This window comes from Vibrio sp. Vb1127, from assembly GCF_033338735.1.
GTDB classification, from domain to species: Bacteria; Pseudomonadota; Gammaproteobacteria; order Enterobacterales; family Vibrionaceae; genus Vibrio; species Vibrio alginolyticus.
Genome location: NZ_JAWOTF010000005.1, coordinates 233,604 through 254,600, shown reverse-complemented (window position 1 = coordinate 254,600; position 20,997 = coordinate 233,604). Strand labels below are relative to the sequence as shown.

Genomic DNA, 20,997 nt, shown 5'->3' with positions numbered 1-20,997 from the left:
ACCATTTTATTATTCCAGTCACAATGCGCCCCATAATTCACTGCGCAATTCGCCTCTCGTGCTACAATTTTCTAACACAAGCAACATATTCGCATACACTTAGACGTTATTTGACCAATTACCCGACAAATCGGCTGAATAACTAGATGTATTTAATGAATAGTATTGCAATGGATGCAGTTTGCGGGTACCCTCCGCAAAACTGTGATTAAATACGGATGTTTAGTGAATATTTATGTCATGGAAATGGCAAGTATTGACTAGTAGTAACACGAGACAACTATGCATAACACCACTAATGCTACTGAAGCTCCTAAGGGCAACTTTTGGATGTTTTTCATCCCTTCCCTAATTGGTCTTCTACTCTTTATGGCTCCGATCTCTTACGATGGCGGCCTAACCATTCCCGTTGCAGTGATGGCAAAAGTCATCCCAGCGGTGTTAGGCGATACCTTGATTGCTATCGTCACCAGTATCATCGCTTTCATGGCCGTTGCTTCTGTTCTTTGCAAAATTTTTAAGCCAGCTGCAATTTTACGAAATGGTTTTTTAAACGGTCTCTTCAACCCATCTCCACTTTGGCTCGTTGTTCGTTTAATCGGCGGCGCTGCCGTGTTAATGACGTTCTTCCAAGTGGGTCCAAAAGCAATTTGGGAAGAGAACACTGGCGGGCTTGTTCTTACTGGTCTTCTACCTACTCTGTTTGCCGTTTTCATTTTCGCGGGTTTACTGCTTCCGCTTCTTTTGAACTTCGGTCTTCTGGAGCTATTTGGTGCGTTACTCAGTAAAATAATGCGTCCGGTATTCAACCTACCTGGCCGCAGTGCAATTGACTGTATGGCATCTTGGCTAGGCGACGGAAGTGTTGGTATCTTGCTAACCAGCAAGCAATACGAAAATAAGTTCTATACTCAGCGTGAAGCGGCTGTTGTCGGGACCACTTTCTCAGCAGTATCGATCACGTTTAGCTTAGTTGTTATCGCTCAGGTAAAACTAGAGCACTTATTTTTGCCTTTCTACGGCGCTATCTGTCTAGCTGGTATCGTAGCTGCGATTATCATTCCTCGCCTGCCTCCGCTTAGTCTGAAGAAAGATCGCTACATTGACGGCAGCAACCCAGATAAAGACGCAGATGCAGTGCCAGAAGGCCACACCACATTCTCTTGGGGTATGGATCTAGCTCTTAAGCGTGCTGGTCAAGTCACATCGGTTCAGTCTGTATTTAAAGAAGGCGTACACAACGCAGTCGACATGGTATTTGGCGTACTACCTGTAGTTATGGGTCTTGGTACCGTCGCATTGGTGATTGCAGAATACACGCCTGTATTTGCAATTCTGGGTCAACCGTTTATCCCATACCTAGAGCTACTGCAAGTCCCTGAAGCTGTTGCAGCATCACAGACAATCGTTGTTGGCTTTGCAGATATGTTTATTCCAGCAATTTTAGCGGCCTCAATCGATAACGAAATGACACGTTTTGTTATTGCAGCAATGTCAGTAACTCAGCTTATCTACATGTCGGAAGTAGGTGCCCTACTGTTAGGCAGCAAAATTCCAGTAAACATTGTAGAGCTCTTCGTAATTTTCATTTTACGTACGTTAATCACATTACCTGTGATTGCTGGCGTTGCTCATCTTATTTTCTAAAATCGAGACGTCAATAAACAAAGGCTCCGCATCGTCGGGGCCTTTTTTATACCTAAAACTCCGTCCACATTATGCTTTTAGTAAAAAGCTCATAATTTACAAAGACAAAACTTCAACAAAACACCTGTCAGCACCAACAAAATTTTCATCACCTCACCTGTAAAGCCAGTTGATGCCACTGTTTGTTAAGCAATTCTTTTCATTATGACGATTTCATTAATTGAGATCGCAAACATGATCACACTCACAAGTTTTAACGTAAATTGTCGGTTTGTTTAAATTTAGTTAAAAAAGACGACAAATGAGTTCATGTTTTTGACAAAGATGTCGATAAAAATATAACCAAACACAATAGGTTTCTCTTTATGCCCAATTCGCTCGGTTTAAAAGAGGCGAAAGCAAAGTGGAACCAACCGGGAGAATCAGAGGAAAGCTCATGAAATTCAGACATAAGGTTGTCACAGCCTCTTCATTTTTGCTGCTAATTACCGTGTCGTTATTGTCGACACAACAAGTTATGACCATCCGCTCCCAAACTCAGGAGCAAATCGACTCAAGTGTCAACGAGATATTGACCAGTGTTGGTAACACTGTGCAATCAGAAATGAATGCAAAGAAGGATCTCGCTCGCTCCATTACTGAAGTGATTGAGCTTGACCCCAGTTCACATAGCTATGTTCAAAACATACTTGAAAGACCCACGCCAAAAAGCAGCTTCCTTGCCATCGGTTTTGGTTATGAAAGTAATGGCTTTGTGATTGAAAATGACGACGGCTGGGATGCGGGTCCAGACTACGACCCACGTCAGCGTCCTTGGTTTATTGCAGCTAAGAGCAAAGGCGATTTGGTCGTAACCGATCCGTACGTCGATGCGTCTTCGAAAAACGTTATAATCTCTGTTGGTACGCCAGTAAAAGAAAATGGCCAGTTTTTAGCCGGTATGTTTTATGACCTCGAATTAACTACCCTTTCAGATCTGGTCAACCAAGTGAATCTGTTTGATGCTGGTTACTTATTTCTGGTCACCGCTGATGGCACAACCATTGCTCACCCTCAAAGTAAATACAACGGTGAGAAAGTCGGTAGCTACCTCCCACAAATCGAACTTACGCAATCAGCACAACATGTTGAGATTGATGGCAACCGCTACATGGTTAACCTGACTCACATTCCTGGCGAGAACTGGTACGTAGGTTCGGTGATCGATGAAGCTGTTGCCTATTCTGCCGTAGGAGAGCTCCGTAACAACGCTATTATTTATTCAATCATTGCCGTGATTGCATCTATTATCGCCCTAACTCTGTTGATTCGCACTCTCATGCGTCCTTTGGACACGCTAAACAATGCGATTAAAGATGTAGCATCAGGGAAAGGCGACCTCACACAACGCCTCGAAACAGATACTGACCAAGAGTTTTCTGAGCTTGCCACAAACTTCAATACGTTCATGGAGAACTTACAACAGCAAATCATTGAGTCGAAACGTATTTCTGATCAAATTTTAAACGGAACTCAAATCACCGCTGAGGGCGCAAAAGACTCGGCAGGCGCAATTCACACGCAGCTGCAAGAGCTAGAACAACTTGCTACCGCGATGCATGAGATGTCTGTCACCGCGACAGAGGTTGCTAATAATGCGCAAGGTGCGGCAAGTGCAGCCAAAGAAGCCGACCAAGCAACGGTTGAGGGGTCTTCTATCGTTGGTGAATCGACACAAACGATAAACATGCTTTCCGATAGCATTGACCTTGCAGTCGAAGAAGTACAAGTGTTGGAATCTGCTACCGCCAATATCGAAACGATTCTAAAAGTCATCAACGATATTGCGGACCAAACAAACTTACTCGCGTTGAATGCCGCAATCGAGGCTGCACGTGCGGGAGAATCTGGCCGAGGCTTCGCCGTTGTTGCAGATGAAGTACGTACACTGGCACAACGTACTCAAGAGTCGACAACAGAGATTCGTACTATGATTGAGCAACTACAATCTGGCGCTTCATCTGTGGCAAATGCCATGCATCAAAGCAAAGGTAGTGCTATAGAGGCCGTTGAAAAAGCGGGTTTAGCAAATAGTGCGTTACAACGCATTCGTGACGCGATTCAGCGTATTTCCGATATGAACTTGCAAATTGCCTCAGCAGCTGAAGAGCAAAGCCTTGTCGCTGAAGAGATCAACAACAATACGGTGAATATTAAAGACCTATCGACTCAAGTCGCCGAATCGGCAAATCGAACCAACGACGCGATGCAGGCGCAACAAGAAGATGTACATAAACAAGATCAAATCTTAAATAGATTTACTGTCTAACACTCATCTAAGCAAAAACAGCGAGCATCGGCTCGCTGTTTTTGTTTTTAACCCTCTACCCTAGTATTGGTCGATGTTACGTGTGCCATGTTGGTGCTTTTAAGCTCAACATTACAAGAACGCCGACTATGTGTCCTTTCAAGTTTAATTGAACTCGACATGGATATAGCGATCCTTAAAACGGCGATAATAACGGTCGTCCACTTTTAGATAAGTGAAATCTCCAATCTTTATGTAGGTACTATTCCGAGGAATTCGGTCATGGTAATAGTAACTGCGCCTTGGTCGTCGGTTCTCAACATAAATAACGTCACGATGTTTGTGTTTATGCTTGTGTTTATGATGGTGGTGATGCGCATGATGGTGATCGTACCGATGTCGATGCTTATGCTTCGGGTCAGCCACCGCTTCTGTACTCAACACACCTAAAGACAACATAACGCCAACCATGGCAAAAGATAATTGCTTTGACACAACAGAGCCTCTTATTCATATCAACATCGATATAATAGAAGGGTGAATCACTGTACATGTCAGCCTTTCGCTAAGGAGTTTTACTAAAAAGTCAGCACTAACCGTGATTATCAGAGAAACGTCAAACATCACAAATGCTGATGACTTTGAGTGGCCTAGGTTCGGCTATGAATACAAAAAAGCCGCCCGTTTGAATACGAGCGGCTCAGTTTTTAAATAAGTTAGCGTGATTTTATACTGCTTGGGCAAACAGCAAGAAACAGCCGAATAGGAAGATCATGCTCATTCCCATTGCGCCGCCACCAGCTTCATAAATATTGTCATCTTCTACCGGCACTCGGCGCACTTTCATGGTCATTGATAATGGGACAAAGACCGCGAGAAACACAAGAATAATCCCCGCGTAGCTGAGAATAGCTAGGAAGTGTTCTGGCGCAAATACAGCACCTAATAGTGGTAGCACAAAAGTAGTAACAAAAATCACTGGCTTACTTGCTTTCAGTAGGTCTGCATTTTGATCGTATAGCGCCATTGCAACACCTAAGAACGACGTTAGCAGTGCCAAACCAGTAAACATGGATAGGATGAACTCTAAGCCCTCGTATTGCTGACCTAGTACCGAGATCAACTCTGTTACGTTGGAGTATTGAACAAGCTCATGAGGTGGTAGGTTGCCGACAACCGCTAACAACCATAACAGGTAACAAACAAGCGGAATAGTTGAACCCACGATAATCATATTACGCAGTTGTGTTTTACTCGCTTCTTTGTTGTAAGTTACAAGCGATGGGATCACGACCATAAAACCGAAACTGGTGAAAAGCACCGAACTGGTTTTGATAAGTGCCATTTTATCGTCGCTCACAACCTCATCAAGTCCTTCAAACGAGACGCTTGGTGCAAGCGCAAAAAGTGTCAGGATCAGCGCTACGATCATGCCTAGGAACAAACCGCGATTCAGCTTATCTACTACCCCTGTACCTGCCGAAACAATGATACCAACTAAAAGAGTAAAACCGACTTGGCTTGAGATCGTAGATGTTGGAAGCCCAATTGAGGCTGTTACTTTTTGTACGAGATCACCCGCACCAATGATGTAAGCCATTAATAGACAAACTAACAGGGCGTAAAGCAAGCTGTTGGTTACCAACTGGCCTCCTTTACCAAGCGTTTCGCGAGCAATTGCATTCATGCTCACACCACCACCTACTTTGCAACTGGCTTCAAGAAGGAGCAGCGCAGCATAAGTCGTTCCAGCCCAGATGAACAACATAAGAAGAGTGCCCCAAAGGAGGCCAAATTGAGCAAGCACCATTGGTATAGCAAGCATACCAGCGCCAAGAGCAGTACCTGCAACGATCAGGGAGCTACCGACAAGTTTTAGGTTCACGGTTAATACCTCTAAATTCAATCCGTTAATTTCTCGCCAGTTGTGCTTTATCTAAAGCACACAGCAAAACGCTCCGACTTAGTCAAAATTTGGTTACAAGAGCACTATGTTACAAGAGCCCTGTATGGCTAAGAAAACATGCAACAAAAGGTGGTTAATCATTTGCACATGAACACTTGAGAGTCATTTTTGGCGATGTCATCGTTGATGAAATGTGCGCAACTTTGGGTTCGAAGCAAAATTGTTCATCTTAATTCATCAACCCCATTCGTTATGAATGGATTTGGTTCGAAAAGATTGTAAGGCATAAGCAGGACGATTGAAAAGCAAAAGGTCAATCTTATAGCGATATATTTTAACAACTCTTATCTTTTACCTAAGATGTGTTGTTTTTTTCGTCACTAATTAGTCTTTTATCGCTTAAAGAGAAGGAAGAACGTGCTCAATGGCTCAATTTGGCTGGGTGTACAGATTAATTTACAGTTTAAGTGAAGGTGTTAGATTCCAAGGACGTAGCCTAGATCGGACAATATCGCTATTATTCGCTGCGTACCGACACTGTTCGGTTCACATACCTCTAAACACTGATTTACGGTTCGAAAATATAGGTAAATGAGTGTCCGAATGCTGGGTGTGGTTCCCCAGCATTTGCATCCTTTCTTTTAGATGTCATCAATTGATCGAAATTGCGTAAATCTTGTATCGCCCGACTTTACGACTGTGTTAATACGCTTTATCTAGCGCGCCAATGATATAAGTTAACACTGGAATACCCATATCGGCGACCTGCTTCTCAGTCTCACTCATGTTTTCATGCGCCATCCGCAGCTCTACTTCACTTATCGATTCTTTGTGAAGGTAAAGCTCTTTGTAGTTCATCAATCGCTGTTGTGACTGTTGAATCAGTGTCACAACATTCTCTTTAGTCTCACGATGTTGCTGATCAATTTCACTAAATAAATGATCTAAAATGCGTTGCATTTTGCGAATAGAAGCTTTCGTTTCTATTGATTTGTATGATTGATACTTTTCCATTGAGTTAATAACTGACTAAAATATTTACGTTTTTATAAGACAGTTATTTTTATACTGATTACAAAGCAGGTAAATATGTGGTGGTTAAACTGGTCCACTTCTTGCTCCGTTTAGGTCAAAACTGTCCTTTCAGGAGAGCACATGCAGGTAGACCCTATAATTCAAGCACTGATCGCAAGACGAAAATCGAATGGCCTCTCCCGTGAGCAAATGGCAAACATCGCTGGAATGAGCGTAAAAACATATCAAAGGATCGAGCGCGGAGAGTCCGATCTTAAACTCTCACAATATCGTGCCATATTGCGTTCGCTTCATTTGACTGACCTAGATATTGCTTTAGATGTACGTGATGTTCAGCATGTCACAGCAAATGACCTAACGGCCGTGGCGCGATTGCTCTCACCGGAAGCTCAGTCCCTGCTCGTTCGCCTGTTATCGTTAGTCCTTGAACAAAAGAACAAGAAAGGTGATTAACGACATTACTCATACCCAAACGATGAATGCCCTGTTGAGCTTTGAAACATGAACCGTTTAGACAAAAATAAAACTCGTCAAATGACGAGTTTTATTTTTTATATCAGTCCGTTACTCTAGGCTTTTTAATTCCGATGTATCAACGCCTTTTATTGCATCTTTCGCCACTTTATCAGGATCAAATACATCACGTTCTTCATATGAACTATCAATCATGCCTTGTCCTATCGCGGTCGCCTGCTTTTGTAACTTATTACCCTCTACCTCACCAGCATCCCAGCCTTGTCGATAATCTGAGTCGGTTTGATACCTTGTTTCGTCCTTAATATAGTGTTCAAAATCATTCCCTGCCTCTTGCATACCACTATGCCGACCGTCATGAAAGCCTTGGATATAAGCTTCATCATAACCGCTCTCTTTTAACGCGCTGTCACTCGTACCACAGCCTGAGAGGAGAACAAAAAATAGCGCAACGAATACCTTATGAAACATATTTAGGCCTCAAAGCTTTCAAATAAATTAATCATAGTTCGCGATTTCAACTTCTGCTTACTTCAGGCTATTAGATAGCATCGTGACTCGACGAAGCCTGTGAACTTGGAGTACAAAGCTGGACAAAGCATCACACCTACTGATAAACATTATACTCAACGTGCGTTTAATACTTCCATCGCAAGTGCTTCATCATCTTGCTCAGCCAAACCGCTAATGCCAATTGCACCGACGATTTTCCCCTCTTGTTCTATAGGCACACCACCCATAAAGCCTGTGATCTTCGGGTCAGTCCAATAACTCAACTGCTTACCCGTCTCACGAGCCCAAGCACCCAGATTGCCGCTAGGCTGACGGTCTCTAGCCGAGGTGTAAGCTTTGTTTTGTGCCAACAAACCTGCTTGCACGCTCACATCATCCATTCGGGCAAAACCGAGCAATTCTCCATGTGAATCAACCACGGCAACCGCAATGTTTTGCTTGCGAGCAGCAGCAATTTCCAATGCCGTTTGAATCAGAGTTTGAACTTGTACGTATTTCATTTTTCTCTCCTACGGGATCTCATGACCAAGGGTTTTCTCGAACAAGCCATACCAATGGCTACGTGATAGCGTGACGTTCTCTACTTGAGCACAAGCGCGAATACGCTGTGGGTTTGCAGTACCAATAACAGGCTGAATTTGGTTTGGGTGACGCGTTAGGAAGGCTAAAACAATCGCCTCAGACGACACGCCATATTCAGCTGCTAGCGCCATCACCATCTCCGCCGTCTGTCTGGTGTTGTGATCATCAGAATGTAAACCACGCTCTGAGAATCTTCCTTGCGCCATACTGCCCCACGCTTGCAGTTGGATATTATGCTTACGGGCATGTTCCAGTGTTCCCGCAACGTAGTCAGATTCCGACGAAGGAAGCCCCATGCCTTGCTTAATAAAGTCAGACTTAGCCAGACTCATTTCCAACTGGTTCGCCACAACAACTTCGCCCGTTGCTTGTTGAAGAAGGTCAATTTGAGCACTGTTCATGTTAGAAACACCGAAGTGGTTAACTTTGCCAGCTTGTTTCAGGGCTTTTAGCGTTGTGACCAGTTCTTCAAATTCAACCAAAGGATCAGGACGATGCAGCATCAAAACATCAAGATTTTCCACGCCAAGGCGTTCAAGAATGCCCTCAACAGAAGCCGTCACCCATTTGGCAGAGAAGTCATACTGCTTAACACCTTGCTCATCTCCTAGACGGATGCCGCACTTTGATTGCAGATACATTCGTTCTCGTAAGGTTGAGTCATTGGCTAAGATGCGCCCAAACACTTCTTCAGCCTTACCGAATTTGTAGATATCCGCATGATCAAAGAGATTGATGCCAACCTCTAATGCTGCCTCTACAGCGGCATAAGCTTGGTTTTCATCTTGGGCGGTTAATGGGTTGCGATTCCACTCCCCTCCAAGTCCCATACAGCCGAAGACCAAGCGGCTAACGTTAGGTAAGGTTTTGGCGAGCGGTAGTGTTGGATTGTTCATCGTTATTCTCACTTTTCCGATTTCTGCATCTTCAATTTCTTAAATTAACTCGAACCATCTTACCGTTCGTAAAAATTAGTTTAATACCGTAAAATCGAATTCATTATCCTCGTTACCGAACAATTAAAGCGAGCAATAAAGATGGCAGATTATAAGAGAATCGAAAAACTGATGCTGTTTGCTGAAGTGGCTCAAACACTCAACTTTTCTAGAGCAGCAGAGCAACTTGGTATCTCTAAAAGTTACCTGTCGGAACAAATCAAGCGATTGGAATCGGAACTCGCAACGCCTTTGATTGTTCGAACCACACGCAGCGTGAGATTGACGGCAGAAGGTGAATCGATCTTTGCACAAGCGGAAGATCTCAAACGCCGCGTAATGGAAATGGAAAAGAGTTTAAGTCAGCGATCTGAACAAATAGACGGTCTGATTCGTCTTACCGCTCCCAAGATGTTTGCTGAAGCGGTGCTGCATGATTTGTGCGTAGCGTTTCGCGCTTTACATCCAAACGTAGAGTTCGAGATCCTTTCTAGCTATCAAGCGTTTAATCTGACAGAAACCAGCGTTGATTTTGCGTTTCGAGCGACAAGAACGCCGCCAGAGAATATGATTGCGCATCACCTTTTGGACTACCACCACTGGCTGGTTGCCTCTCCTCAGTATCTGCAAGAAGAAGGTACGCCGGAGACATTAGATGATTTACAAGAGCATCAATGCTTAACCACATTGCATCAAAAAGAGTGGCCGTTAAAAACGGGAACAGTTCAAACCCAAGGTTGGCTTTCAAGCAATGAAAACCGCTTACTCAAAGAATCAGCCCTGTCTGGCAATGGCATTGCTCGGTTAGCAAGTTACTTTGTCGAACAAGACGTTGAGCACGGCCGTCTAGTGCAGGTTTTATCGGAAGAAACCGACCACCAGCACAACGCGGTGTACTTGGTGTATCCGCAGCTCATCTATCAATCGGCGAAAACCAGAGCCTTCATTGAATTCGTGAAGCAGCACTTTGCTATATAACTAAGGCAGTTAATCCGCAGACCACACCGAGCGAATATCTGGCCAACCCCAGTTAGTAAGAGCGACGTCTTCTAAAACACCTTGGAAACGCAAAGTTTGTGTATGGTGGAACATGGGTGCAATCCAATACTCGCTGATCAACGTCGATGCAATTGGCTCCAATGCATTAAGGTAGTCCTCAAGTGGAACGAAAGATCTGACTCTCTGTAGTCGTTCATCTAACCATTGTGCGTTCTTTTCTCCCAAAGTGTGGAATAGCACAGCGTTGCTGAAGAAGTTCGTGAACGCTGAGGCATGACGATTATCATCTAGGTTTATGTTCGTCACGACCATCGTCTCATTTAGCTCACCGTTCTTAGCCTTCTCGTTCAGCTCACGGTAGGAATACATAACAATTTCTACTTTACTGCCAACACTCGCCAAACGATTAGAAATAGCCCGCGCACAGCGACGCAATGCGGTATAGTTATATCCGGCTATCGTAATGTGTTTAGGTAACTTAAGCGGCTCACTAAACGGACGGAGCACTGGCTTCCAACCTGGTAGCAGGTTATAAGCGGGTATACTCCCAAATACAATATTCTCGCGGCGCATCACTTCGGCCAAGTGCTCAGGTTGAATTAGCTCACTAGTATAACGGCGCTGCGCTAAAGAGAGTTTGTGCTTAGCGTGCTGATTAAATAAGGCGAATAAGCAACCATCTTCTATTCGACTACGCTTGCTCGCCGATGAGTTTTCTCGGTTTTGCGTCGACATATAGTGTCCACACAAATCCTCCTCGGGCGAAGCATCCCTTTGCAACGTATTTGCTGCCAATGACGGGTTCTCCATTTGCTCGTCATTAACAATCCAGATAGTCACCAAATCCGTTAGAACTCTACATGCATAGTAACCATTAAATGCTTGCAGTTTTAAACGACTTTCATTGTGCTCGACAACAGAGAATGGGCCACTTCCGACCACCAGCTTGTTATTCGCTACGTTAACTTGGCTTACTGGTTGAATGCCGTATTTCACTCCAGAAATAAGTCCAGCAAAGCCCAAGTCAGCTCGATTAAGCTTAAAAACAACTTTCAATGGCGTTGGCGCAGTAATGTTAGCAACATGTGCCAACTCTTTTTCGTAATACTGTAGTGAACTCAACTTTGCAAACAAGCTAACCACTGTTTCTGCATCAATGGAATTACCATTATGAAAAGTCAGACCTGGACGAAGGTAGAAAGTCCATTCGTAGGTGTCTTCGTCATAACGCCAGTGATGTGCGAGTTCTGGTTGCACTTTCCCATTGTGATCACTCGAAACTAAGCAACAATAGATTTGCCTTAATAAGAAACGTTCGCTGCTACGCTGAAGTTGATGTGGAACGACACGCTCAAACATTCGCTTATAGGTTAATTGAATATTGAGCTGTCCTTCTTGCACAGAAGCACCAGACGTTGTTTTTAACAAACGGCCAAATGCCATTTCGTCTTCATCTAATATCGCCAGTGCTTTTTCATACTTGCCTAACTTGATACGTTCAAGAGCCAAGCTCTCTTTTAAAACGTCTAACTCCATATTCAGAATAAGAGTCGATCGTTGGTTCCGCCCAGCTTTCGGGTGCCAGCTCAACCACGCCTTCTGCTGCATCTGCGTTAGCAGGCTACGAGCATGCCGAGAAGAAGTGAACATGATGTCGGCAATGTCCTGTAACGTGGTTTTTGTTTCATCACCAACGCTAAACGAGAGTAATCGTTGGTAATAGCGAAACAAATTGAGATCAGACACTGAATCAACCTTAGATCTGTGAAGTTTGTGGATAGGAATAGTTTACTTAAGTTGGCGGTAATAAAATAAGAAAACTTCCTAATTATCTGTTCCCCTTTTCCACAATTAACCTCCAAATTCGGCTTTAAAGCCCCATATATTTACGTTATTAGGAAAAAAGCCAACAAAAGCACTCTCTTTTTTATATCCCCTTTTATACACATAATTTACTCGTCAGCTAAAGGAGGAAAAAATGAAGAAGCCAATGATGGCGTACTTTTTTCAGCAACGCCTAGCTCAATCGAGTAATAAAATAGAAGTGATGACTCTGGTTTATCTTAACGATATGTTCCAGTGGTCATAGCCTAACCTCAAGCAGAACTTAGCTCCTGATACTACCCCCCCACTTCGTTGTATCTTAAGTTCTGCTTTTTCATCTTTTGCACTCTACTACCTTATTGCAGGTTACTAAAAGTTAACTAGTTGAAACACAGCAAAACAGAGTCTACATTGAAGTCTCATCCCCCAATCGCTTTGTTGAGAAAGGGGCATTCATGGATATACACCACCAATTCGGGAGTCAATATGGCAACTTCAGTGAAACTTAAAGCGGGCGACAGCTTCCCTCATCTTCAAGCCACTTTGCTAGATGGTTCAAGCGTAACGTTGGGTCAGCCGCAAGGTGATGCGACTTGGCAAGCAGTATTCGTTTATCGTGGTAAACACTGCCCTCTTTGTACTAAGTACCTCAACGAGCTTGAGAGTTACAAACAGGCTTTCGCTGATGCTGGCGTCGATATTCTTGCCGTTTCTGGCGATTCAAAAGCACAGCTAGAGGGGCATCTAGAGAAACTCGAAATCAGCTTCCCTATCGCTTACGGCCTGACCGAAGAACAAATGAAAACGCTAGGCTTGTATGTATCTATTCCTCGATCTGAACAGGAAACCGATCATAATTTCGCAGAACCAGGTCTGTTTGTGGTGAATGAACACGGCGACTTACACGTGGTGGATATTTCAAACAACCCGTTTGTTCGCCCTGAGCTTGGCGCGCTATCACGCGGATTGGCATGGATTCGCGATCCAAACAATAACTACCCTATCCGTGGCACGTTGGATTACTAATATCTTCTACACCCAAGTAAACTTTCTATCCTTAAATAAGTTAGGATTCTTGCCTTAGTGAGAATAACTTGGAATGCATATCAGATCCGTGAGATCTGATATGTATCAACAAGTTGGAAATAGAGTCCTTGTTCATTATACAACGCCTTGATGAAAAACAAGATCAGTGAAGTCCAGGCTCCCCTCAAACGACGTTAAGTATTTACTTCTAAGTCACTTTCACGATAAATACATGAAATTAAGACTAAAAACTTAGACTTAACGGATATATAAATCATAACGGTACCTACACAAGTAGTTGGCTAGCGATTATTATCCTATTGCAACTCACAATTGTGCAATTCTAATAATTCATACCATAAATGAAAACATAGATACCGTAAGAGACAAAATAAAAGCAAACGATTAAATTATCAATAAAACACCGTTCAATTAAAAATAAAAATTTTCACTTTATATAAATATAATTAATCGTTATTTGCAATCACACATCTTAATTGAGAAATACAGTATGAATAAAATCTCTTTGCTTTATATGGCCGTTTGTATCGGATTAGTTGGATGCGGTTCAGGAGGAAGCGACAACGATCCAGCAAAAGATATACATCCCACCATTTCAAATCCGGAACAAATCAACGCAATGACGGTGGAAAAAGGTCATTTCTATTGTTCTGTAAACCAACAAAAACTGGAACACGGAGGGACATCTGCAAGCATGTCCTACCTGATTGAAAAGAAAAGAAATTCTACGGTTGTTGACGATTATGAATGTACCGAATACGGTTTAAAGAAAGGTGAGTCAATTATCGTCACTAAAAGTGCAATTGAAAACTTTTCATACTCAAAACATTATAAAAGCACGAAGAAGAATGACATTAATGGGTTTAAAATCATCTACCCTACAGGGCTTACGACTCCGATTAATAAAGATTATGAAAAAATTACGATCACGTATAATACGGAGAGACCTGACGTTAACATTAAGATAATTCAATATTTTGACGAAAAATCTAAATTATATACCATCAAAAAATATGAAAGCCACGTTAACGAAAACTCACCAATAGGTTTAGTTGAGAAAGAGGATTTCGATAAATATTCCGATTTTGAAAAGAAACTGGAATTAAATAGTGCTTTTTTAAATTCAACTGAAGTGAGTGATTTATTCTACAACTTACTAAGTATGATAAATAATAACTAAAAATCAAAAACTTAAAAAGTACGATTATGCTCAAGTAGCCTCGATATGCCTGACTCGAAAGAGTACGTTGTTTTACGAAACAAATTACGATTTGAATGAAGCACATCTAAGTTACTTGGGTAAAAACGGCGATGTATTGTTAATCAGCTTTCAAAAGAGAGTAACGTTTGCGATTAACTACTTTGGTCTTAACGAAGCTCAATTTGATGCTTTTCAGACCAAATTCGCAAATCATCAAGAATCTTAAGTGCGGTACGGCCGAACTCTGTTAGTTCATAGCTTACGGCAATTGGGCGGTCGCTGATCACTTTACGCACCACCATACCTTCCGCTTCTAGCTCTTTAAGGCGTTGGTCGATCATCTTTTTGCTTGCGCCGCCTAGCATGCGTGCTAAGTCATTGAAGCGAACTGGGCCGTCTTTCAAATGAAAAATCAAAGAGCCTTTCCATTTACCACCAATTAGACGCATCCCTTTCTCGATAGCACATGGCTCTGCACATACGTTCGCCACTGACTTACGACCTTTGCTATCTACACTGATTCTGCTTTCCACAATACACCTCAAGATACGCACCTAATCTAGGTAACGAAAAGTAAGCTAGATACATTTAGTGCTTTAGAGTAATAAAAACGTCACCTCGCCGCAAACAAATAAAAATGGACCGCATGCAGCAGTCCATCTCAATTCATCATTCAGTTCGCACTATGTTTCTAAAAGGATTAGAAGTTTTCGTTAATGTGCGCTTCGAAACGAACAAAATCGTTTTCGATATCTGCATTCTTCATCACGTCGTAACAAGCGAATGTAGGCAGTGCTGACATACCAAAGAAGCGGAAGTTAGCGTGCATGTGGAACATCAAATCGTCCACGCCTTTACCTTGGAATAGGTATTCGTTCTCATCATCAAACGATTCTTCTGGCGCGTTGAATGTCAGTGACAGCATGTATTTGCTGTTGGTTTGAGTACCGCCTGTACCATAGTTTTTCTTTGGTTCTTCTGCGCTACGACCATCGAATGCACACAGTGCGCCGCCCATACCCGCAGTAAACACGTCGTCCATGTATTTTTTGAATGACCAAGGCACAGACATCCAGTTGATTGGGCTTTGGATGATCACGCGATCAGCCCATTCAAAGTGTGCGAGTTGCTCATCTACGTTGATCTCATCTTGCATTGTCACAACGCGAACCTCATGGCCTTTTGCTTGCAGAAGCGTCTGTGCTTTGTCGACAAGAGAAGCGTTTAGACGACCTTCTGAGTATGGTGATGGTTCGTGTGCGTTGATGATCAGTACGTTGCTCATGGGATTACCTTTAAATAAGTTCACAAGATGACGCAATAACCATTGTGCGTCGGATGTGGTTTATTATGGTAACCTAGAAATATAGTGCAATTAGTTAACTTTTAGTAACCTACTTAATTTTTGATTATATCTCTGTTTTTAAAAGAGATATTTTTTCAACTTTTTATTCATCGTTATTTCCCGATTAATTTTTTCATCGATTTGTTGCATCTTCCACAGAGCAGGCGTACACTTTATCGCAATTCGACGATTAACTATTAAGGCCAGCGAATGAGTGATAAGTGCAACGACACGTGCGAAGTTGTTTTTCAGACAACGCAACAACAGCTCGAGAAAGAACAAACTCTAGCAGCACAAGCAAAAGCTTTGTCGCATCCAGCACGTTTGCGCATTCTGCATATCTTGCACACGCTCGATACCATGGGTGGTTGTTTGAACAGTGATTTGGTTTCTGAACTGGGTCTTGCGCAATCTACTGTTTCCGAGCACTTGCGTATTCTAAAGCAAGCTGGCTTTATCAGCGCCGAGCCAAACCCACCTAAGGTGTGTTACCGCATTCAACGCGACGCGTTTGATCAGTTCAATCTAGGATTTTCCAAGTTATTTGATTAATTCCCTTTGCACGCTGGTCAGGCGTGCAGAGATAAACTATACCTTTAACTATCGCCTTTCGACGATAAACGAATAAGAGAACACTATGACTACTCAAGTTTTAAATAGTGCCAGCGACAAAATGAGCTTCTTGGACCGTTACCTAACGGTGTGGATTTTTGTTGCAATGGCAATCGGTGTAGGTATTGGCGCAGCATTCCCTCAAGTTGCTGAGTGGAACGAGTCAATGTCAGTTGGTAGCACAAACGTACCGCTAGCGATTGGTTTGATTTTGATGATGTACCCGCCACTCGCAAAGGTGAACTACAACCTGCTAGGTACAGTGACGAAAGATAAAAAAGCGATCACGCTGTCTTTGGTCATGAACTGGATTGTCGGCCCTATTTTGATGTTCATCCTTGCATTGACTTTCCTAGGTGATCATCCGGGTTACATGGTTGGTATCATTTTGATCGGTCTTGCTCGTTGTATTGCGATGGTATTGGTATGGAACGATATCGGTGGCGGTAACAAAGAATACGGCGCAGCCCTAGTTGCACTAAACAGCGCTTTCCAAATCGTGACTTACAGTGTGATGGCATGGCTATTCATCACTGTGTTGCCACCAGTCTTTGGTTACGAAGGTTTCGTGGTTGATATCTCGATGATGGACATCGCGGAAAGCGTTCTGATTTACCTTGGTATCCCATTCCTAGCGGGCTTCCTAAGCCGCAAATGGCTGGTCGCTGCGAAAGGTGAACAATGGTACAACGACGTGTTCATCCCACGCATTTCACCAATTACGCTTATCGCCCTACTTGCAACCATCGTACTGATGTTCAGCTTGAAAGGTGAAATGATTCTTGAACTGCCAATGGATGTATTCCGTGTAGCAATTCCACTGGCTATCTACTTCGTGTTGATGTTCTTTGTCAGCTTCTTCGTTGGTAAGAAAATGGGCATCGACTACGACAAAAATGCGTCGATTGCCTTCACGGCAACGGGCAACAACTTTGAATTGGCAATTGCGGTTTCTATCGCGGTGTTTGGCCTAAACTCAGACCAAGCTTTTGCTGGTGTCATTGGTCCACTGATCGAAGTGCCTGTATTGATTGCTTTGGTGAATGTAGCATTGCGAATGAAAGCCAAATATTATGGCTAACCTAAAAAGCACAAAAAATACAAAAGCGGTAAAACATTAACTCACTACCGTTTTAATATACTCGCTGGGCGTTAGGCCGAACTTACTTTTAAAGCGTTGGCTAAAACGCCCCTCTGACTGATAACCACACAACTGTGCGAGCATAGCAACGTTATACGAGCCATTTTGCATCAAGTAAAGTGCGTGATTTAAGCGCACTTCTGCCAATACTTCACGATACTGGGTACCTTCTTGTTTCAGTTTGCGTATCAATGTTGCTCGGCTCATAGCAAAGTGCCCCGCGACCATGTCTAATGGATGCTCCTCCCCTGGAGAGCGCGATAAGTAACGACTAAGTTTCTGACTAAAAGAGATATGTAAACTCGAGAACAACCGATGCAATAACCCTCTCTCAGCTAGCTGCTGATATAGGCCCATAATCCAATAGCGTTGTGTCGCTTCACTTAAGCTTTCCCGCTCAAACGAAAACAAAGCATTTAACGTCGCTTGCAATGCTTTATCTATCTCAACAACGGGTACATAGTTTCCTAATGCGTTGCTCATGCTTAGCTCCAACATTTCATCGCTAGGCACACAGTGAAAACTGAACATTCGAGAAAGAAATCGCCCTTGTAGAGGAAGATTTTCAAAATTTAGGGATGCATTTGCTTCACAAAGCATGATATTTGGATCATGGATGTCGAGTACTTCATCTTTCCAGAAAAGATGTTTACTCCCCTTAACAATCTGAATAAGGCTTGGGGAGTGAATCCTGACATTACGAAGCTTCTGCTGCTGCTCCGCACGAAACAGCGTAACCTGATATTGGTGACCCATTCTCTCCCCTTATATTCAATTATCGCGTGTAAGTCGTGGTTAATGTCGCTTTACCCAAAGCAACACTATTCAAAGTAAACCCTACAATGGCTGGAGGCGTGTTTTCATCCAAATTCAGTTCTTCAGTTGGCAATGACCACACCGTAAACTGGTAACGATGCATCCCATCATTCTTTGGAGGACACGCGCCGCCGAACCCCGTTGTGCCGTAGTCAATACGAGATTCTTTGCCGCCTAACTTGTTCATATCAATGCCTCGAGGCAGCTCGCTAACGGTGGATGGAATATTAAACGCTATCCAATGCCAAAAACCACTGCCTGTTGGCGCATCGGGGTCATACACGGTGATCGCAAAACTTTTTGTGCCCTTTGGAGCTTCTTTCCACATCAATTGTGGTGATTGATTCCCGCCATCACATCCCCAACCAGAGTATTCAAATGTCTTCGCCATCGGGTGGCCTTCTTGAATATCTCTACTCACGAGTTCAAATGCATGGGCAGAACCGACCGCAAAAACACTCAATGCCAAAACTGATTTGTAGATCGCTTTCATGTTTTTCTTCCTTTCAATGAATTCAACACTAGTGTAAGTACCCAGCAGTCCGAATCCTTGTTAGTAAGTATCAAAAAACACAAAATAATCTATAATTTTGACACTTTAAGATTCTAACACAAATTTCTTACTCTCTTAATTGCACTTGGTTTATGCTAATTAATCGCTCACGGAACAAGGAAGGAAAATGGAATTGGATATCTACGTGGTGGACGCCTTCACCGATACGCAATTCAAAGGCAACTCAGCAGCGGTGATACCGTTAGAGGAATGGCTAGCCCCAGAATTGATGCAAAATATCGCGACAGAAAACAACTTATCAGAGACGGCTTTCCTAAAGTCCATTGGCGCAAACCAATATGAGATTCGTTGGTTCTCTCCGATTACTGAAATCGATTTCTGTGGACACGCAACACTGGCCTCTTCGTTAGTTCTGTTTGATGAGTTTGGCATTAATGGCACGATTGAATTTCATACTCTGGAAGTAGGGCCCCTCACCGTAGAGAAGAATGCGCAAGGTAAGATCGAGATGACGTTCCCTGCTCGTCCTCCAAAAGCCGTTTCTGATATTCCCTCGGCATTGATTGAAGGCCTAAGTTGCGATGTGGAACGCGTACTGCTTAGCCCTCAAGCGTATTTCGTGGTGGTCGGCAACCAGCAGGAGGTACTTGAGGTTCAATACCGTTCAGAGCACCTCAAGACACTCGCTCCTTACGATGTGGTCGTTACCGCAAAAGGCGATCAACAAGACTTTGTATCTCGTTACTTTTGGCCTGCAAATGGTGGTGACGAAGACCCCGTAACTGGCTCGATTCACGCTGGGTTAGCACCGTTCTGGGCAGAAGCGTTAGGCAAAACATCACTGGTCGCTTACCAAGCTTCTCAGCGCGGAGGCATTTTGCACTGTGAAGTTACTGGCGAACAAGTAAGAGTATCTGGCGACGGCGTGCTCTACATGAAAGGCAAGATTTTTGTTTAAATGATATTCATGTAATCAACTTAAAAGAGCCAAGTAAAGCACGGCTTCCGCAGGATCAAGCCAGCTTCAATAATTAATCAATTGATGAATATTGAAGGAATTAACTTCCTAGCCGGACAAAACTGACTCACGTTACACTGAATGCAGTCCCATACTCTTCTATAGCTTGATACGAGTTCAAGCTCACCTTCTTAGAGGAAGCGTCGCATGATGAAGCGAATCATTCTTGGCACCCTAGCCCTGACTCTTTTAACTGCCTGTTCCAAAGATGATGGACAGCAAGCCATTGGTACGCTTGAGCGTGACCGCGTAACTTTTACTGCCACCTCTAGCGAGATAATTCGTGCCCTACCCATTAAGGAAGGCAGCCAAGTCACCGAAGGAGAAGTGCTGGTTCAGCTCGATACAAAGAACCAAGAAGCCGTTTTAGCTCACGCCGTTGCCCAACAAGCCAAGGCTGACGCCTATCTTTTGAAATTGACCAATGGTGAGCGACCAGAAGACATTGCCGCAGCGCAAGCTCGCGTTGCCAGAGCGGAAGCTCAATTGATTGAAGCGCAAAAGAACTACCAACGTAAAGCGGAGTTAGTTCGCAAGAAACTCATCAGCCAATCAGAAAAAGACACCGCTTTAGCAGCCAGAGATTCTGCCCGTGCAGAGCTAGACTCCTCACAAGAAGAGTTCAGCAAACTAACGGCTGGCTCTCGCCCTGAAGATATTGAACAAGCGAAAGCCGCACTCATGGCAGCAAAAGCCGATGTGGCACTGCAAGAACAGAAACTGGCAGAGCTCACCATCACTGCCACGCGAGATGGCTTGTTAGATAACCTACCGTTTAACCTTGGCGAACGCGTCCCTGTCAATGGTGTTGTTGCTGTGATACAAGCAAGCCGCGTCCCATACGCTCGCGTTTATGTTCCTGCCAACTACCGAGTCGACTTTGTGCCGGGTAAAACGGTTAACGTGCATGTAGATGGCGTTGAGCAACCATATAGCGGCACCGTTCGTTGGGTAGCGACTGAGCCTTCATTTACGCCTTATTTCGCGCTTACCGAGGAAGAACGCTCGCGTTTGATGTACCTAGCAGAAGTCGACCTACAAGACTCCGCACAATCCTTGCCTTCAGGTATCCCAGCGCAAGTGGATTTGGTGGAGTAAGCC

At 43.6% G+C, this 20,997-nt stretch carries 21 protein-coding genes; 10 read left to right on the top strand and 11 right to left on the bottom strand.

Going from position 1 to position 20,997, the window contains the following annotated elements; all coding sequences use genetic code 11:
• Nucleotides 1–282 precede the first annotated feature (282 nt).
• Both R7H07_RS10190 and R7H07_RS10185 read left to right on the top strand, forming a co-directional pair.
• Nucleotides 283–1,647, top strand: coding sequence for a YjiH family protein (locus R7H07_RS10190; RefSeq protein ID WP_017635848.1), 1,365 nt, complete (start codon nucleotides 283–285; stop codon nucleotides 1,645–1,647).
• 436 nt (nucleotides 1,648–2,083) lie between these two features.
• The gene (locus R7H07_RS10185; RefSeq protein ID WP_017821611.1) at nucleotides 2,084–3,955 is read left to right on the top strand and encodes a methyl-accepting chemotaxis protein; all 1,872 of its coding nucleotides are present in this window, start codon (nucleotides 2,084–2,086) and stop codon (nucleotides 3,953–3,955) included.
• A gap of 144 nt (nucleotides 3,956–4,099) precedes the next feature.
• Here R7H07_RS10185 and R7H07_RS10180 read toward each other — a convergent pair whose 3' ends face one another.
• From R7H07_RS10180 to R7H07_RS10170, 3 genes are all read right to left on the bottom strand, one after another.
• Nucleotides 4,100–4,429, bottom strand: a complete 330-nt coding sequence (locus R7H07_RS10180) for a hypothetical protein (RefSeq protein WP_206958952.1) — start codon at nucleotides 4,427–4,429, stop codon at nucleotides 4,100–4,102.
• A 232-nt stretch (nucleotides 4,430–4,661) separates the two neighbouring features.
• A complete protein-coding gene (locus R7H07_RS10175; RefSeq protein WP_005375474.1) occupies nucleotides 4,662–5,819 on the bottom strand; it encodes an amino acid permease in 1,158 nt (385 codons plus the stop codon).
• A gap of 723 nt (nucleotides 5,820–6,542) precedes the next feature.
• Entirely contained in the window at nucleotides 6,543–6,854 is a 312-nt protein-coding gene (locus tag R7H07_RS10170; protein ID WP_005375472.1) for a hypothetical protein, read from the bottom strand.
• A gap of 141 nt (nucleotides 6,855–6,995) precedes the next feature.
• Here R7H07_RS10170 and R7H07_RS10165 point away from each other — a divergent pair, with 141 nt between their 5' ends.
• Entirely contained in the window at nucleotides 6,996–7,328 is a 333-nt protein-coding gene (locus tag R7H07_RS10165; protein WP_031780945.1) for a helix-turn-helix transcriptional regulator, read from the top strand.
• A 111-nt stretch (nucleotides 7,329–7,439) separates the two neighbouring features.
• Here R7H07_RS10165 and R7H07_RS10160 read toward each other — a convergent pair whose 3' ends face one another.
• The 3 genes from R7H07_RS10160 to R7H07_RS10150 form a co-directional block, all read right to left on the bottom strand.
• Complete coding sequence (locus tag R7H07_RS10160) at nucleotides 7,440–7,820, bottom strand: hypothetical protein (RefSeq protein ID WP_151515419.1); 381 nt, start codon at nucleotides 7,818–7,820, stop codon at nucleotides 7,440–7,442.
• A gap of 155 nt (nucleotides 7,821–7,975) precedes the next feature.
• The gene (locus R7H07_RS10155; protein WP_151515418.1) at nucleotides 7,976–8,362 is read right to left on the bottom strand and encodes a GlcG/HbpS family heme-binding protein; all 387 of its coding nucleotides are present in this window, start codon (nucleotides 8,360–8,362) and stop codon (nucleotides 7,976–7,978) included.
• A gap of 9 nt (nucleotides 8,363–8,371) precedes the next feature.
• Nucleotides 8,372–9,340, bottom strand: a complete 969-nt coding sequence (locus R7H07_RS10150; protein ID WP_206958953.1) for an aldo/keto reductase family oxidoreductase — start codon at nucleotides 9,338–9,340, stop codon at nucleotides 8,372–8,374.
• Between the two features lie 141 nt (nucleotides 9,341–9,481).
• Between R7H07_RS10150 and R7H07_RS10145 the strand changes: the two genes are divergently transcribed.
• Complete coding sequence (locus R7H07_RS10145) at nucleotides 9,482–10,357, top strand: LysR family transcriptional regulator (protein WP_017635840.1); 876 nt, start codon at nucleotides 9,482–9,484, stop codon at nucleotides 10,355–10,357.
• Between the two features lie 9 nt (nucleotides 10,358–10,366).
• Here R7H07_RS10145 and R7H07_RS10140 read toward each other — a convergent pair whose 3' ends face one another.
• Nucleotides 10,367–12,124 carry an SgrR family transcriptional regulator gene (locus R7H07_RS10140; protein WP_206958954.1) on the bottom strand — a complete coding sequence of 586 codons (1,758 nt, stop codon included), beginning with the start codon at nucleotides 12,122–12,124 and terminating at the stop codon, nucleotides 10,367–10,369.
• Nucleotides 12,125–12,688: 564 nt separating this feature from the next.
• On the opposite strand from R7H07_RS10140, the gene R7H07_RS10135 reads away from it, so the two are divergent.
• Both R7H07_RS10135 and R7H07_RS10130 read left to right on the top strand, forming a co-directional pair.
• Nucleotides 12,689–13,228, top strand: coding sequence for a redoxin domain-containing protein (locus R7H07_RS10135; protein WP_005385152.1), 540 nt, complete (start codon nucleotides 12,689–12,691; stop codon nucleotides 13,226–13,228).
• Between the two features lie 511 nt (nucleotides 13,229–13,739).
• The gene (locus R7H07_RS10130) at nucleotides 13,740–14,429 is read left to right on the top strand and encodes a hypothetical protein (protein ID WP_206958955.1); all 690 of its coding nucleotides are present in this window, start codon (nucleotides 13,740–13,742) and stop codon (nucleotides 14,427–14,429) included.
• A 188-nt stretch (nucleotides 14,430–14,617) separates the two neighbouring features.
• Here the strand turns inward: R7H07_RS10130 and R7H07_RS10125 are convergent, their stop codons facing one another.
• Both R7H07_RS10125 and R7H07_RS10120 read right to left on the bottom strand, forming a co-directional pair.
• Complete coding sequence (locus R7H07_RS10125) at nucleotides 14,618–14,983, bottom strand: winged helix-turn-helix transcriptional regulator (RefSeq protein WP_017821620.1); 366 nt, start codon at nucleotides 14,981–14,983, stop codon at nucleotides 14,618–14,620.
• A 167-nt stretch (nucleotides 14,984–15,150) separates the two neighbouring features.
• Nucleotides 15,151–15,735, bottom strand: a complete 585-nt coding sequence (locus R7H07_RS10120; RefSeq protein WP_005375454.1) for an NAD(P)H-dependent oxidoreductase — start codon at nucleotides 15,733–15,735, stop codon at nucleotides 15,151–15,153.
• 270 nt (nucleotides 15,736–16,005) lie between these two features.
• Here R7H07_RS10120 and R7H07_RS10115 point away from each other — a divergent pair, with 270 nt between their 5' ends.
• Both R7H07_RS10115 and arsB read left to right on the top strand, forming a co-directional pair.
• Entirely contained in the window at nucleotides 16,006–16,347 is a 342-nt protein-coding gene (locus tag R7H07_RS10115) for an ArsR/SmtB family transcription factor (protein ID WP_009706198.1), read from the top strand.
• 85 nt (nucleotides 16,348–16,432) lie between these two features.
• Nucleotides 16,433–17,488, top strand: coding sequence for an ACR3 family arsenite efflux transporter (gene arsB, locus R7H07_RS10110; RefSeq protein ID WP_005385145.1), 1,056 nt, complete (start codon nucleotides 16,433–16,435; stop codon nucleotides 17,486–17,488).
• A 36-nt stretch (nucleotides 17,489–17,524) separates the two neighbouring features.
• On the opposite strand, the gene R7H07_RS10105 is transcribed toward arsB, so the two are convergent.
• Nucleotides 17,525–18,304 carry a helix-turn-helix transcriptional regulator gene (locus R7H07_RS10105; RefSeq protein ID WP_206958956.1) on the bottom strand — a complete coding sequence of 260 codons (780 nt, stop codon included), beginning with the start codon at nucleotides 18,302–18,304 and terminating at the stop codon, nucleotides 17,525–17,527.
• Between the two features lie 19 nt (nucleotides 18,305–18,323).
• Nucleotides 18,324–18,857, bottom strand: a complete 534-nt coding sequence (locus R7H07_RS10100; RefSeq protein ID WP_053307853.1) for a YbhB/YbcL family Raf kinase inhibitor-like protein — start codon at nucleotides 18,855–18,857, stop codon at nucleotides 18,324–18,326.
• Between the two features lie 187 nt (nucleotides 18,858–19,044).
• Here R7H07_RS10100 and R7H07_RS10095 point away from each other — a divergent pair, with 187 nt between their 5' ends.
• Together R7H07_RS10095 and R7H07_RS10090 are read left to right on the top strand one after the other, a co-directional pair.
• Nucleotides 19,045–19,836 (top strand): PhzF family phenazine biosynthesis protein, encoded by a 792-nt coding sequence (locus tag R7H07_RS10095; protein ID WP_206958957.1) that lies wholly within the window; start codon nucleotides 19,045–19,047, stop codon nucleotides 19,834–19,836.
• Between the two features lie 207 nt (nucleotides 19,837–20,043).
• Nucleotides 20,044–20,994 carry an HlyD family secretion protein gene (locus R7H07_RS10090; protein WP_373920868.1) on the top strand — a complete coding sequence of 317 codons (951 nt, stop codon included), beginning with the start codon at nucleotides 20,044–20,046 and terminating at the stop codon, nucleotides 20,992–20,994.
• Nucleotides 20,995–20,997: the final 3 nt, after the last annotated feature.